The organism is Vulcanococcus limneticus LL, assembly GCF_002252705.1.
In the GTDB taxonomy this organism is placed as follows: Bacteria; Cyanobacteriota; Cyanobacteriia; order PCC-6307; family Cyanobiaceae; genus Vulcanococcus; species Vulcanococcus limneticus.
Window position 1 is genome coordinate 1 of sequence record NZ_NQLA01000065.1, and the last position, 13,305, is coordinate 13,305.

Sequence of the window (13,305 nt, forward strand, 5' to 3'; positions counted from 1 at the left end):
CACGTCGGTACATGTGGAAAACTTTGGTCGGCAATTTGGCCGTAACAGGCCGATTTGCGCACATTTTACCGGCAGAAGCTGCTCAGATCCATTGCGGTGCAGGAGATCTGGCGTTTCTCAGGAGGCCCAACCTAGCCAATGTCTCCGGTAGTGCACGACTGCTGGAGAGTGACGAGGGGTCGACTCGCGGCCTGGCGCCTCCTAGGCTTGCAAAGCTTCCATCCAGTGGAGGGTTCTTGCCATGGCCCGCCAGGGATCGCTGTCAACGAAACCCTCTCCCGGCCTGCGCATTGGCGAGGTGGCCAGGCGCACCGGCCTGCCGGTGAAGACGATCCGCTTCTACTGCGATGCGGGATTGCTCCAGCCCAAGGAGCGCTCCGCAGCTGGCTACAGATTGTTTGATGAGGAGAATCTCGCTGAACTGACGATCATTCGCGCCCTGCGGTCGATGGATGTGTCGATTCCGGAGTTGGTGAGGATCCTGGAGGTGCGGCGCGCTGGTGTCTGCAACTGCTCTGTTCTGAAAGACAGCATTGCGGCCAAGATGAAGTCGATCAACCTGCGGATCTCTGAGCTCGCCTCCATGAAGGACGAGCTGTCCCGCCTGTTGGACAGCTGGCAGGATTGCGGTGGCCTGAAGGCTGATCGCTGATAGCCATGGGCTTCCGCTTCCGCCGCTCCGCCCGCCTAGGGCCACTGCGCTTCAACTTCGCCAAGGGCGGGTTGAGCTCGATCTCCGTCGGCGGACGTGGCGCCTCGTTCAACATCCCTGTCAGCCGCAGCGGCGGACCGCGCACCACCGTGGGGCTGCCGGGCACCGGTCTGAGCTGGAGCGGGGAGCACGCCCCCGATCGCACCGCCGCACTCCCTGCTGGCCCTGCGGCGGGCCTACCCAACAGCCGGCGGCTGCGGCCCGGTCAGCTCGATGCCCTCAAGCAGTCGCTGCTGGCCATGCTGCGCCAGGAGCTGTTCGCTCCCGGTTCCACGGGGGAGCAACTGTGGGACCACGGCCTGGTGAGCCGCCTACTCGCCGATGGCTCCTTACCTGCACGAACCTCTGGCCTGCTTGCTCTGATCGAGACCCCGGAGGCCATGGAGGCCTATGTGCTGCGGGCCCAGGGACAGGACGATGCCAAACGCCGCGCCCAGCGCTGCATCACGGCCGTGCAGGAGGCGGCACGCCTGGCCAACGGCTGGGGCTGATTGCGCAGACATGGGCTTCCCCGTGAAACGTGCGCTGCGCTTCATTGCAAGGGGCCGCCTGACTGGCCCACGCATTCCTAGCCAGAGGGTACATGACCGAAAATGCTGCCTGCCTGGCACAAGCCTGGCTTTTTTCAACGGGCCCTGATCAGGTGCTGAGATACGGGCACGACTTTGCTTCTGCACCAGCAATGACGTTGTGCTGAACCTTGCGCTCTCAGCAGGCTTCGCAGTAGTGGCCTTCCTCTACGCAGTGGTGGGGCATGCCGGAGCATCGGGCTATATCGCTCTGATGACATTATGCGGTCTACTTCCGGAGACGATTAAGCCTGTCGCCCTGATCCTGAATATAGTGGTGGCAAGCATTGGCTGCTGGTATTTTCTGAGGGCAGGCCATTTGCCCTGGCGAATTATCTGGCCAGTCTATCTATTGGCAATTCCGGCATCATTCCTTGGCGGCTGGCTCAACCTGCCCGGGATATGGTTTCAGCGCTTGATTGGAATCGTGCTGGTTTTCACGGCTTGGCGGTTGGGTGCTGTGAGCAAGGACCCGGCAAGCCTGCGTCAACCCAGACGTTCAGTTCTTGCGATCAGCGGGGGCATCCTCGGTCTATTGGCCGGTCTTACCGGCACAGGTGGAGGTGTTTTCCTTACGCCGCTTCTCCTGCTGGCCAAGTGGTGCGATACCCGCCAGGCTGCAGCAACTTCGATACTGTTTATCTTGATTAACTCCTTGTCTGGCCTGGCAGGCCTTGGCTGGAATCACCCAACTGCTCTCACAGCAGTTCTGAACACCTCGCTGTTCGGATGGATCGCGGCGGTGATGATTGGCGGCAGCTTGGGCTCAAGGCTGGGTAGTCGTCATTGGCCCGTGGCATGGATCCGTCGAATACTCGCCTTCGTGTTAGTGCTGGCTGCACTGAAACTGCTTGGTTTGCATGGTTGAATGTCGGCTGATTCAAGCCGTAAAAGGGAAGTCATTCAATCAACCGACCGTACAGCTGCGCCCGATCCCCTTGGAGCGGCACTACGGCTGAGCAGGCCAATGCCCGGGGCCAGCGCTCCGGTCCTTGTTGTAGTTCGCCGCGCTCAGGCCAGGCCACCCAGCCGGACCAGGCGCTCCCACCCAACCGATCGCTGTCAGCCTGGCCTTGGCAAGGTGAGGCGCCGGCGGCGACCTCGAAGTGCCAGCGTGAGCGAACCGCAGCCTTGAACCCCTTGGAACCCGATGGCCATGACCAGTGAACCCACCCGCTTCACCGATGGGGCCGGCTACGACCGCTTCATGGGGGTCTGGAGTCGCCTCGCCGGCAAGGAATTTCTCGACTGGATCGCCCCGAACGAGGGCCAGCGCTGGCTGGATGTGGGCTGTGGCAATGGTGCCTTCACGCAACTGATCGCCGAGCAGAACAAACCGCTCGCGCTCGTTGGCATCGACCCGTCGGAGGCGCAACTCGCCTATGCCCGGCAGCATCCACTGCTGCAGAGCGTGGACTTTGTGAACGCCGACGCCATGGCCCTGCCGTTCCCAGACGAGGCATTCGATCTTGCGGTCATGCCGTTGGTGATCTTCTTCGTACCGGAACCGGTACAGGGTGTCGCTGAAATGGCACGGGTCGTGGCCCCCGGTGGAACCGTGGCCGCCTATGCCTGGGACATGGAGGGTGGGGGCTTCCCGTATCAGAGCGTGAATGAAACCCTGGGCGCTGTCGGCAAGGCCATTCCCCTGCCGCCCAGTGTCAGCTCCTCCCGCCTTGAAGCGCTGAGCGATCTCTGGGTCACCGCCGGCCTTGGCGACATCTACACCAGAGTGATCACGGTAGAACGCACTTACACCGACTTCGACGACCTCTGGAACACCGTCCTCGGGGGGCCGAGCGCCGGTCAGGCCCTCGCGGCTATGGGCGAGGAGGAACGCACCCGCTTCCGTGAGCTGCTGCAAGCCCGCCTCCAGCCATCCGGCAGCGGCTCGATCAGCCTGACAGGGCGGGCCCATGCCATCCGGGGCACAGTGCCAAGCCTTTGATACGTCTACTGAATCGCTCGTTATGACCGCTTCCGACACTGGAAAGGCCTTGCTTTCCCTGGAAACGAGCCCAGAAGAATCAGCCTTCCTGGAGACTCTGGATTCCCTCTTCTGAGCCATCGGGCCCCAGCGTTGCCGGCAAGTGGCCGGTCTTGACCCAGATGGTGCAGCCCGCCTCACTCCAGGGCCGGTGCACGCTGCCGGGCGGACTGCGCAGCCAGCTGCCGGCCGGATAGCTGCCCTGGTCGTCCTGGAACACGCCAGCAAGCACCAGGATCTCCTCGCCACCTGGATGGCCATGGGGCTGAAACACCGTGCCAGGAGCCCAGCGCACCAGGGCTACGTGCTCCGAGCCCCAGGCATGCAGCGGCAGCACCTGCAGTCCTGGCACCAGGCCCGGCACCCAGGCGGCGTTGGTGGTGTCGACCACCAGCCGCTGCTGATCGGCCGGGTGCATCTGCTGCAGCTTCACCAGGATCGTGCAGCCTTCCTCGCTGAACGGGGTATGGCTGGAGCCCACGGGATTGCGCAGGTAGGTGCCGGCGCTGTAATCGCCGTGCTCATCGGAAAAGGTGCCCTCCAGCACCAGGACTTCCTCGCCGCCGCCATGGACGTGGCGCTCAAAGCGACTCCCCGGGGCATAGCGCACGATCGAGGTGGCTCGTGCCACCTCGCCGCCGCGGCGATCCAGCATCCGCCGCTCCACCCCCGCCATCGGGGACGCACTCCAGGTCAGGCCGTTGGTGTCGAGCAGCGCCCGCTGGGTTAGGTCGGCATGCAGGTCCATGCCCCCGATTGTGCTCAACCGCTTTGCCCAGCCATGGTACGGCAATGCCTCCATGCGGCTCAACACATGTCGCGATGGAACAGGGCAAGCTGGAGACATGAGCCCCTCCAGACAGGCCCCCAGCGCCGATGCGAGCCACTGGGACCAGCGCTACCAGGAAGGCGCTGACGGCTGGGAGCTGGGTCAGCCCGCCCCACCGCTGGCCCAGTTCCTGCGCTGCCACCCGCTGGCGCCCCAGGCACCATGCAGGGTGTTGGTGCCTGGCTGCGGACGCGGCCATGAGGTCGCCCTGCTGGAAGACCTCGGCTTCTTGGCCATCGGCCTGGAATTCAGTGGCCAGGCTTTGTACGAGGCCCGCAAGCTCCATGGCGAGGACCGGGAGACACTGCAGTGGCTGCAGGCCGACCTGTTCGACCGGCAGGCCCTGGAGGCGGCGGGCCTGACTCCCGGCAGCCTCAGCGGGATCGTGGAGCACACCTGCTTCTGCGCAATCGATCCCGACCTGCGGGAGGACTACATCGCCACCGCCTGCCGACTGCTCACGCCGGGCGGCTGGCTGCTGGGGCTGTTCTGGTGCCACCGCCAGCCAGGCGGCCCGCCCTGGGGCAGTGATCCGGAGCTGGTGGAAGCCCAGCTGCGCCAGGCCGGCCTGGTGCCGGAGATCTGGGAGCCGGGCACCGGTTCGGTGGACAAGCGCAACGACGAGTGGCTCGGCCTGTGGCGCCAGCCAGGCCCACCCCATTCACCTAACGAGATCGAATCATGCTGAGCCAACTGAGCGAACGTCTGCAGAAGTGGGGCTTCTCCTGGGAGGGGCTGAGGGACAACCGCCACGGCGAGTGGTGGGTGCTGGCGCAGATGATCCTGATCGCCGCCCACTGGCTGCCGCCAACGCCTCCGCCCTCGGATCTGGGGATTCACTGGCCCCTGGCGCTGCGCCTGATCGGCGGGCTCACTGTCCTGATCGGGCTGGTCCTCGGCGCCCAGGGGGCCTTGAACCTCGGGGACAGTCTCAGTCCACTGCCGGAACCGATGCCCGGAGCGCCGCTGGTCACCGTGGGGGCCTACGGCCGGTGCCGCCATCCCCTCTACCAGTCGCTGCTGCTCTGCTCTCTGGGGGTGACGCTGGCCCTCGGCAGCCTGCTGCACCTGGGACTACTGCTGGCGCTGGCGACCGTGCTCAGCCTCAAGGCACGACGCGAGGAGCAGCGCCTGTGTTCCATGCACAGCGACTATGCCCACTACATGACCTCCACCCCAGCGATCGTTCCCTTTCTGCCAGGCCTCGACTGGCGGTAGCCCTGGCTCTCCTTGTTGAGCGTTGCGCAGGCAATCTCCCCATCGTGCGGCCATCATTCAGTTGGATCGGGCTGTCTCTTTTCCATTTGGGTAGACTCCGCAGTAACTACATTGCCGTTGCCTGACATCGTCACGCACAGATCAATCGTTCCGATTCGTAGTCTCGCGAGGAAGAGCCTTGCCTGCTGACATGACAATAATTTGCGCGCTAGACTCACGGTTGTCTTCTGTGACTAGGGTATAGACGAGGCGTTCTCGTAAAGGCTAATGAATTATGCTGTGGACGCAAATTCCATCGCCAAATCGCTCGCGGCACGGCTAGCCATGGCCGGCGTGGCGACTCTTGTCAGCGCAGGAACCTTCTCTGCTGCTCTGGCCGCGCCTGCCATTCCAAGCATGATCGGCACATGGACAGTTGAAGGGAAGGGGGCCGTACTCTGCAAAGTCGAAGCATCGAGATGTAAGACTCACCATCATGGTGATTTCAGTGATCTCGATGCCGTCGCTCAAATCACCAAGCAACAGGGCCGGGTTTTCCACGGAGTCTTCAAATCCAAGTACGCAACTGAAAAGTTTGTCGGCACGCTCGGGCATGACAATGCCAGCGTGTCCATGGTTGATGAAGACGGGTTTACGGATGGCAAGATCATCAACCCCAACCTGATTCAGGTTGTTTATCGTCACACCTCTGATCTCGATTCCGTCGTCGACATTGGGACCTGGACGCGCCGTTGAGTGAGCCTGCTCAGAACAGCCAGCCGGGCCGCAGCAGCAACAGCAGGGCCAGGGCCACCATCACCACTCCACTGATCAGCTTCAGCCACCGGCCCGTGCCCTCGGTGAGTTTGTTGCTGCTCAGCGCCAGCACGGCGATCCCCACCATCAGGGCGTCGTCGGCGATGTAGCCCACGATGTAGAGCCCCAGGTAGCCGTAATGGGCGGCCAGACCAAGGTTCTGTTGACTGAGCACGGCTGTGTAGACCGCCGGCAGCCCCGCGGTGCAGAGCAGTTCCACCGCGTTCACCACCACCGCCAGACCTGCCACCGCGACCAGCGCCGCCGGCAGGGACCGGCTCTGCATGACCCCGCGCATACGCGCATAGAGACCCGGCTTGGCACTGGCGGGGATCGAAAGGGTGAAGTCCGGACCCTTGCGCCAGAACTCACTCAGATTCACTACCCCCAGCACCAGGGCCAGGGATCCAAGCAGGAGCCGCAGCCAGGCGGTGAAGCCCAGCAGCAGGAAGACGTTCAGCCAGGCCGCCATGAAGGCGTAGTAGACGGCCCCGCTGACGAGCACAAAGGTGCCGGCCACCAGGGCCATGCGCCGCCGGTCCCTCCAGTGCACCAGCAGCGAGAGCAGAAACAGCAGCACCCACATCGCGCAGGGGTTGAAGCCATCCAGCAGCCCCATGGCCAGGGTGAAGATCGGCAGGCCGAGCGCCGTGGCGCTGATGCTGCCGAAGCGGCCAAGGTTCACGTTGCCGGAGGCACGCTCCCGTCGATCGATCAGGGCGAGCAGTTCCTTGCCTCGGCCATCGGCGCCATCGAAACCCACAAGCACCTGGCCTTCCAGGACGAACGTGGGTACCCCCGGGGCACCGATACCGGCCTGTCGGGAGTAGCGGAGCAGGTCGTCGATCGCGGCGGGATCGGATTCGAGCGGCCGCAGACGCACCTGAATCTCCGGGCGTCGCTTCTGCAGCTCGGGGAGGAAGGCCTTGGCGGCGGCGCAATGGGGGCAGCCCTCGCGCACGAACACCTGAAGTTCCGCTCCCCCCACGCCGGGCTGGGCAGGGGCCAGCGAAGGGGTGAGCGCCAGCAGCAGGCCGAGCACCATTCCAAGCATCGGCGGCAGCAGCCAGCCTTTCCGAGGACTGCGCATCGTTTCCTCGTCAAGCTGATGGAGTTCTCATGGGGTCTGCCGCCACCAGCGCCAGGCCTCCACGTTGATCAGAAGCCCGAAGACCGTGAGGGCCACCATCAGCACGATCTGATCGAGGCGGGCATCGGGCACCAGGATGTCGGCGATGAGATGGGGGACGTTGGTGATCGAATAGACGACGCTGAACCAGAAGTGGATTCGCCGCCAGGGCCGCCAGCGCGTGGCCGGACCGACCGTGGTGGCGGCGTAGGCGATCAGCACAATCGCAATCAGCGGCAGCAGAAAGTAGCCGAGCATCGCCCCGAACAGCAGGGGTAGGGCCCCCTCCTGCACATGGCTGTGGATCTCCGGCGACTGGCCGTGGAACAGGGGCATCAGGCCCAGGTCCACGTGGAAGAGCATCGCCAGCAGCCAGGCGATCCAGAGCGTGATCAGCCGCAGGGCCTGGTTGATCGACGGGTTCATCGGCCTGGAGGCTTGTTCCTTCAGTGTGGGAAGCAAGGAAGCAAGGGCCTTGCGATCTTGGTGGTTCTTTGCGGATGGATCGATGCGTTGCAGCCAGGCCGGCGCGGCGTGAGTGCCGCCGAAGTCGCCGGCCACCATCAGCACCCCGCCAGCAACCCCGAGGCCTACGCGCCTTCTGTGGCCACCACGGGCTCACCAGCCGCCTTCCAGCCTTCGATGCTGGGTGCAAAGCCCTTCACCTGGTGGCGGTCCTCCAGCTGCAGCGCCATCACTCCCATGGCAGAGCGAAAGCCACTGGAGCAATAGAGCACCACCTCTCGCTCTGGGGAAATCTCAGCCACGTGGTGGCTGAGATCATTCAACGGTCTGTTGATGGCTCCGGCAATGTGTCCCGCCCGGTACTCAGCAGGGGTCCTCACGTCAATCAGCGACACGTTGCCGCTGGCGAGCAGGCGCTTCAGCGCAGGTACCGATCGAATCGCGTGAAAATCACCCGGCAGGTTGGAGAGGTACTGCTCCACTGCGGCGTCAATGGCAGCTTCTTCGCCTGCAGCAACCGTGGCGTCCGGAGGGGCGATCGCGGTGGCCGCGGCGGCTCCCTGAGGCGCTGAGATCAGCAGGCAGAGGGCAAGGGCGACCCCCAGCAGGAGCGAGTGAAGGCGAGGCATATGGGGTTTCGATATACCCTAGGGGGATTGATCGTGCTGGCGGTCAGCGGTTTTCCCTATTCGGCACTCACCTTGCCTCGGAAGGCGATGTAGTTGTAGATGTTGTAGAAAAGCATGATAGGAATCAGCACACCGATGAACGTCAGCATGAACACCATCGAACTCACCGATGACGACGCCTGAAAGATCGTGACCGACGGCGGAATCACCGCCGGAAACACCATCAACCCCAGGCCAGCAAAGCTGAGGATGAACAGCAGTACGGTGTAAACGAAGGGCCAAACCTCCTGCTGCATCGCCAGGCTGCGGAACAGCTGAACGATCAGGGCGACACCCAGCAGCGGCAGCACAACAAAGAAGGGCAGGAAGGCGGGATCAAACAGGCGCTGCCGCAGCGTTTCCGACGCGAACGGTGCCGTGAAGGTGATCAGCAGGGCCCCTCCCAGGGTGGTGGCAGCCGCCAGGCGAGCGGTGCGCACGTGCAAGCGCTGTAGCTCACCACTGGTTTTGAGAATCAAGTAGGTGGAGCCGATCAACACGTAGCCCTGGATGAGCGTGAGAGCCACCACCAGGCTGCTGGGGTTCACCCAGATCCAGACGGAGCCTGTGAAGTGTCCTGCGGCATCGGTGGGGATGCCCGAGAGCACCGTGCCCAGACAGATGCCCTGGGAACCAGCGGCCAGCACGCTGCCAATACCGAACATCAGGTTCCAGGGCCGCTTGTTGGTGGCGTTCTCGCGAAACTCGAAGGCCACCGCCCGCAGGATCAGCCCCAGGATCATCAGGTAGATGGGGCCGTAGAGGGCCTTGAGGATGGTGCCGTAGGCCAGCGGGAAGGCGCCGAACAGGGCACCGCCCATCAGAACCAGCCAGGTTTCGTTGGCATCCCACACATTGCCGAGGCTCGTCATCAGGATCGTGCGCTGGGATTCGCTGGAGGAGGTGAGCGAGAGGATGCCCACCCCCAGATCAAAACCATCGAGGATCACATAGAGCAGCAGGAACAGGGCCAGGATCACAAACCAGACCGTGGGCATGAACCATTCGAGGAACTCCATGATCAAGCACTCGCCGATGGGTCGGAAAGAATCACGGGGGCGGCAAGGCCAGGGGGCGGCTCAAGGGTGAGATTCGGCCCCTTGGCGATGATCCGGGAGCCGAAATACAGCGCGAAAACCAGCAACACCGTGTAAAGCACAGCGAACACACTCAAGCTGGTGAGAACCTCGCCCACCGGCAGCACCGAAGCGGCATCGGCGGTCCGCAGCTGGCCGTAGACCGTCCAGGGCTGGCGGCCCACGCAACGCACTACCCAGCCGGATTCAATCGCCAGGTAGCCGGCCGGGGCTGAAAGGATCCAGGCCCAGCTGAACCAGGGCCACTGGGCGAAGCTGGCGGCGCTGAGGCCCCCTCGCCACCAGAGCAGCAGGCTGAGGGCCATCAGGGCCGCAGCAGCCAGACCGATCGCCACCATCACCCGGAAGGCATAGAAGAGCAGACCCACCATGTGGGGCCGCTGGTCGGCGGGCCAGCTGTTGAGCCCACGCAGCGGTTGGCTGAGCTGCGGCCGCGTCTCCAGGATCCAGCTGAAGGCGCCAGGCACCGACAGGCTCCAGCGGTTGCTGCCGCTGGCCTCATCGGGGGAAGCGAGCACGGTCCAGGCCGGGGAGCTGCCGGCGGACTGGTCGTCCCAGAGGGCCTCGATCGCGGCCAGCTTGGTGGGCTGATGCTCGGCCACCTGCACGGCGCTTTCGTGGCCGGCCAGGATCTGCAGCGGCGCCACCGCCAGCAGGATCACCAGCGCCAGCTTGAAGGAGAACAGGAAGAACTCCGGTGCCTTCTGGCGCATCAACGACCAGGCACTGATCGCGGCCACCACCAGCATGGAGGTTTCCACCGTGGCCAGGGCCATGTGAATCACGCTCCTCACCATGAAGGGGTTGTTGATGGCGGCGAAGTAGTTCTGCACGTGGAAATGGCCCTCGGAAAAAGTGCCGCCCGACGGAGTCTGCAGCCAGGAGTTGGCGCTGAGGATCCAGAACACCGAGAGGTTGGCGCCGAAGGCCACCATCACGGTGGAGAGGAAGTGGATCACCGGCGGCACTTTCTGCCAGCCGAACAACATGATCCCGAGGAAGCCGGCCTCGAGCATGAAGGCCATCGCCCCCTCGAAGCCCAGCACCGACCCGAAAAAATCGCCGGCGAACTCGGACAGTGGCGCCCAGTTGGTGCCGAACTGGAACTCCATCGGCAGACCTGAGGCCACACCGATGCCGAAATTGAGCACGTAGAGCTTCGCCCAGAAGCGGGCCTGCCGGTAGTACAGGGGGTTGCGTGTGCGCAGCCAGATGGCTTCCAGCACCACGAGATAGATCGCCAGGCCGGTGGAGAGCACGGGCCAGAGCATGTGAAAGATCGCCGTCAGAGCGAACTGCAGCCGTGACAGGGTCACGACATCGAACGTGGCAAGCATCAGCAGGCAGCGTGTGAGGGAGAGCCGAGACCTGACCGGGCAGGGCAATGGACGACGGCCATGGGCGGAGTGGACAGGGGGAAGGAATCCGAATCTTGTTATGATTTTATCGGCATAAAAGCTAAGACAACATGACTATGACGATCTGTCTCGAGTTGTTGGGACGTCGCTGGCGCCAGGGGCTGGCTGGCCTTCTGGCTGTGCTGCTGGCCTCCCTGGTGCTGGTCGCCCCGGCAGCGGCAGTCGAGAGCTGGCCGCTGAGCGATGAGGCCGGCCACCGCTTCCAGGCTTCGGTTTTCGAGCAACCCTTTCCCGAGTACCCCTCCGGCTGGCGGCTGCGCCTCAATGCCCTCGAGGCCGACCTCGTCCTCGACCACACCGACGCTCTGCAGGTCAGCGACGCTATGGGTCAGCGCTGGACCCTGGGTAACAGGAGCGAGGAAATCGTGCCTCCCGATGGCACGCCCATACCCGCGGGTTCCGCCCAGTTCGACCTTGACGCCCTCACCCCACGGCCCAGCGACGCCCTTCCCTTACAGCTCACGCTGACCAGCAGCGCAGGAGCGCTGCGCATCGATCTCAACCCCGAGCAGACCCTGACCCTGCACGATCTGGCCTGACCAGGTCTCTCCACCGGGCTTGCGGAGCACACATCGGAAGGGCCAACCCCCTGGACCTGGTGTTACAACCGGCTCAGTTCCCTGCGACTTCCCTAAAGCGCCGAAACCTCGTCGTGGCGCCTGGCTCCTGATCCGGTTAGGAAGCTGCCGTCGAATGGTGGCACCGTGGCGTAGGCCTACGTGACGCCGTGGGCAGCGCATAGAACACGGTCAGCCGTGCGTCCAGCCTCTTGGCTAGAGCGATGGCGGCCTGCAGCGCGCCTTCCGACAACTCACTGCCATCGACCGGAATCAGGACGTGGTTGTACATGGCAGTCGGCTTTGGTGAATGGAATATCGGCTTTGGTGGGGCTAATGCCGCTGGAGCCGGCACCGAGAACGATCAGATCGAAGGATTCGCTCATGACTCAGCCCAGGGAGGTGAGGTCGATGCGCTTGCGCACCCCATCGGGCAGGTTGCGGGAGATGGGGCAGAGTTTCATCCTCTCCTGCATGTAGGCGATGGCGTCGTCATCGGCAAGGCCCCGTTCCTGCTCGGAGGCGGCGGCATCCAGGCGGATGCGGAAGTCACCCTCCACGCCGGCCACGATCCAGTCGCTGCTGGTGGTGACGAGGAAGTCGGCCTCCACCTGCTGCAGCGGGATGGCCTTCTCCCTGGCATTGGCCACCAGATAGAAGTGTTGGCAGAGCAGCAGTGAGATCAGATAGATGCGGAAGCCCGGCATGGTGAGGCTGAGCTGCTGGGTTTCCCACTCGCCGGAGTCGCCCAGGAACTCCACCACAAGATCCTGAGTGGCCCGATCTGGAGCGGCGTGGCTGCTGCGCAACCGGAATTGGAAAGTGCGTTCATTCATGGCGCGACGGAAGTTGCGAAGAGGGAGAGACGGGTCGTGAAGACCAGGATGTGGAGGGCACGACCTGGCGGCTGGCGGCAGCCCTGGAAACGGCGGGCGGGTGGTCGTGGCGTCTCCAGGCCTCGAATCCGGTGAGCAGCGCTGAGCCGATCAACAGGGCCGAGAAACCCTGGCGAAGCCGCACCTCCGGCAGGTGAGGCGCAAGACGCTGGCCGACCACCGCCCCCAGGAAGCCACCACCCACCAGAGGAAGCAGGAGCGGCAGGTGGGCCGTGGGCCAGTGGCCCAGAGCGGCAAGGGCCACCAGGGAATTGGTGGCGATCAGCAGCAGGCTCGTGCCGCTGGCGAGCTGCATCGGCAGGCCCGCCAGAAGAACGAGGGCCGGCACGATCGCAAAACCGCCTCCCACCCCGGCGATGCCGGTGAGCAGGCCGACCAGCACGCCCTGGCTGGCCAGCGCCACGGGTAAGCCGGCTGGGCGTCCGTCCTTCGGGGGATGCTTCAAAGCACTCCGGCGATTGAGCAGCCAGGAGGCCAGCAAAGCCGCTGCCGTGAAGAGTCCCAGCTGCATCGCCTCCGGGATCAGACCGGCCTTCACCAGCGAGCCGCCGATCCAGCTGCCGGCGAGTGCGGGCAACCCCAGCACCAGGGCGGGTCGGAGCGCGACCTGCCGGCGGCGGATGTAGGGACCGACATTGCCGAGGGCCAGCAGGGTGACGACCAGCAGCGAGAGCGGAACTGCGGCCTTGGTGGGCAAGGCCGCACCGCTCACCAGCAGGGGCAACAACAGGATCGAGCCGCCGGCCCCGAGCACGGCGAGCAGAAAGCCGATCAAGGCGCCGCCCGCCACGAGCAGCGCCATGGTCGCCGTGATCATTTCCGCTGGGATCCCATCGCCACCTGGTTCCAGGGCATGGCTGCCAGCAGGCGGGCCATGCCGCAGAAGCCGCTGACGCCCGCGAAGGTGAGGCCGGCTCCCACGAAGCCACTCAGCCAGATCCAGCCCGGGGCCACCGTCTGGCTCA

General features: G+C 64.3%; 19 protein-coding genes. 8 read left to right on the plus strand and 11 right to left on the minus strand.

Going from position 1 to position 13,305, the window contains the following annotated elements; translation table 11 throughout:
- The first annotated feature begins 241 nt into the window (after positions 1-241).
- From CJZ98_RS15840 to CJZ98_RS15855, 4 genes are all read left to right on the plus strand, one after another.
- A complete protein-coding gene (locus tag CJZ98_RS15840; protein WP_232756545.1) occupies positions 242-652 on the plus strand; it encodes a MerR family transcriptional regulator in 411 nt (136 codons plus the stop codon).
- Positions 653-657: 5 nt separating this feature from the next.
- Positions 658-1,203 (plus strand): DUF4236 domain-containing protein, encoded by a 546-nt coding sequence (locus CJZ98_RS15845; protein ID WP_094592090.1) that lies wholly within the window; start codon positions 658-660, stop codon positions 1,201-1,203.
- 235 nt (positions 1,204-1,438) lie between these two features.
- Positions 1,439-2,149: a sulfite exporter TauE/SafE family protein gene (locus tag CJZ98_RS15850; RefSeq protein WP_232756546.1), complete on the plus strand. Its 711-nt coding sequence runs from the start codon at positions 1,439-1,441 to the stop codon at positions 2,147-2,149.
- 288 nt (positions 2,150-2,437) lie between these two features.
- Positions 2,438-3,229 (plus strand): class I SAM-dependent methyltransferase, encoded by a 792-nt coding sequence (locus CJZ98_RS15855; RefSeq protein WP_094592092.1) that lies wholly within the window; start codon positions 2,438-2,440, stop codon positions 3,227-3,229.
- Positions 3,230-3,308: 79 nt separating this feature from the next.
- Here the strand turns inward: CJZ98_RS15855 and CJZ98_RS15860 are convergent, their stop codons facing one another.
- Entirely contained in the window at positions 3,309-4,016 is a 708-nt protein-coding gene (locus tag CJZ98_RS15860; protein ID WP_094592093.1) for a cupin domain-containing protein, read from the minus strand.
- A 97-nt stretch (positions 4,017-4,113) separates the two neighbouring features.
- On the opposite strand from CJZ98_RS15860, the gene CJZ98_RS15865 reads away from it, so the two are divergent.
- The 3 genes from CJZ98_RS15865 to CJZ98_RS18510 all read left to right on the plus strand — a co-directional run bounded on the left by CJZ98_RS15865 (position 4,114) and on the right by CJZ98_RS18510 (position 6,050).
- Complete coding sequence (locus CJZ98_RS15865; RefSeq protein ID WP_094592094.1) at positions 4,114-4,785, plus strand: methyltransferase domain-containing protein; 672 nt, start codon at positions 4,114-4,116, stop codon at positions 4,783-4,785.
- On the plus strand, positions 4,779-5,315 hold the full coding sequence (locus CJZ98_RS15870; RefSeq protein WP_094592095.1) for a methyltransferase family protein: 537 nt from the start codon (positions 4,779-4,781) through the stop codon (positions 5,313-5,315). The genes CJZ98_RS15865 and CJZ98_RS15870 overlap by 7 nt, the downstream gene beginning before the upstream one ends.
- Positions 5,316-5,639: 324 nt before the next feature.
- Positions 5,640-6,050 carry a hypothetical protein gene (locus tag CJZ98_RS18510; protein WP_198537889.1) on the plus strand — a complete coding sequence of 137 codons (411 nt, stop codon included), beginning with the start codon at positions 5,640-5,642 and terminating at the stop codon, positions 6,048-6,050.
- 10 nt (positions 6,051-6,060) lie between these two features.
- Here the strand turns inward: CJZ98_RS18510 and CJZ98_RS15875 are convergent, their stop codons facing one another.
- The 5 genes from CJZ98_RS15875 to CJZ98_RS15895 form a co-directional block, all read right to left on the minus strand.
- Positions 6,061-7,200, minus strand: a complete 1,140-nt coding sequence (locus CJZ98_RS15875) for a glutaredoxin family protein (RefSeq protein WP_198537890.1) — start codon at positions 7,198-7,200, stop codon at positions 6,061-6,063.
- Between the two features lie 27 nt (positions 7,201-7,227).
- The gene (locus CJZ98_RS15880; RefSeq protein ID WP_232756547.1) at positions 7,228-7,701 is read right to left on the minus strand and encodes a hypothetical protein; all 474 of its coding nucleotides are present in this window, start codon (positions 7,699-7,701) and stop codon (positions 7,228-7,230) included.
- 128 nt (positions 7,702-7,829) lie between these two features.
- Positions 7,830-8,333, minus strand: a complete 504-nt coding sequence (locus CJZ98_RS15885) for a rhodanese-like domain-containing protein (protein WP_094592097.1) — start codon at positions 8,331-8,333, stop codon at positions 7,830-7,832.
- A 56-nt stretch (positions 8,334-8,389) separates the two neighbouring features.
- Positions 8,390-9,391, minus strand: coding sequence for a cytochrome d ubiquinol oxidase subunit II (cydB, locus tag CJZ98_RS15890; protein WP_094592098.1), 1,002 nt, complete (start codon positions 9,389-9,391; stop codon positions 8,390-8,392).
- Between the two features lie 2 nt (positions 9,392-9,393).
- Positions 9,394-10,806, minus strand: coding sequence for a cytochrome ubiquinol oxidase subunit I (locus CJZ98_RS15895; RefSeq protein ID WP_094592099.1), 1,413 nt, complete (start codon positions 10,804-10,806; stop codon positions 9,394-9,396).
- Positions 10,807-10,943: 137 nt separating this feature from the next.
- On the opposite strand from CJZ98_RS15895, the gene CJZ98_RS15900 reads away from it, so the two are divergent.
- Positions 10,944-11,426, plus strand: a complete 483-nt coding sequence (locus tag CJZ98_RS15900) for a DUF3122 domain-containing protein (RefSeq protein WP_094592100.1) — start codon at positions 10,944-10,946, stop codon at positions 11,424-11,426.
- Between the two features lie 136 nt (positions 11,427-11,562).
- Here CJZ98_RS15900 and CJZ98_RS19590 read toward each other — a convergent pair whose 3' ends face one another.
- From CJZ98_RS19590 to CJZ98_RS15920, 5 genes are all read right to left on the minus strand, one after another.
- Positions 11,563-11,736 carry a universal stress protein gene (locus CJZ98_RS19590; protein WP_094592101.1) on the minus strand — a complete coding sequence of 58 codons (174 nt, stop codon included), beginning with the start codon at positions 11,734-11,736 and terminating at the stop codon, positions 11,563-11,565.
- Entirely contained in the window at positions 11,699-11,830 is a 132-nt protein-coding gene (locus CJZ98_RS19395; protein WP_255082767.1) for a hypothetical protein, read from the minus strand. Before CJZ98_RS19395 ends, CJZ98_RS19590 begins: the two co-directional genes overlap by 38 nt.
- 3 nt (positions 11,831-11,833) lie before the next feature.
- On the minus strand, positions 11,834-12,280 hold the full coding sequence (locus tag CJZ98_RS15910) for a hypothetical protein (protein WP_094592102.1): 447 nt from the start codon (positions 12,278-12,280) through the stop codon (positions 11,834-11,836).
- Positions 12,273-13,142 carry a sulfite exporter TauE/SafE family protein gene (locus CJZ98_RS15915; protein WP_232756548.1) on the minus strand — a complete coding sequence of 290 codons (870 nt, stop codon included), beginning with the start codon at positions 13,140-13,142 and terminating at the stop codon, positions 12,273-12,275. Before CJZ98_RS15915 ends, CJZ98_RS15910 begins: the two co-directional genes overlap by 8 nt.
- Before the next feature lie 11 nt (positions 13,143-13,153).
- On the minus strand, positions 13,154-13,305 hold a 152-nt coding region (locus CJZ98_RS15920; protein WP_157911039.1), incomplete at its 5' end, for a YgaP family membrane protein.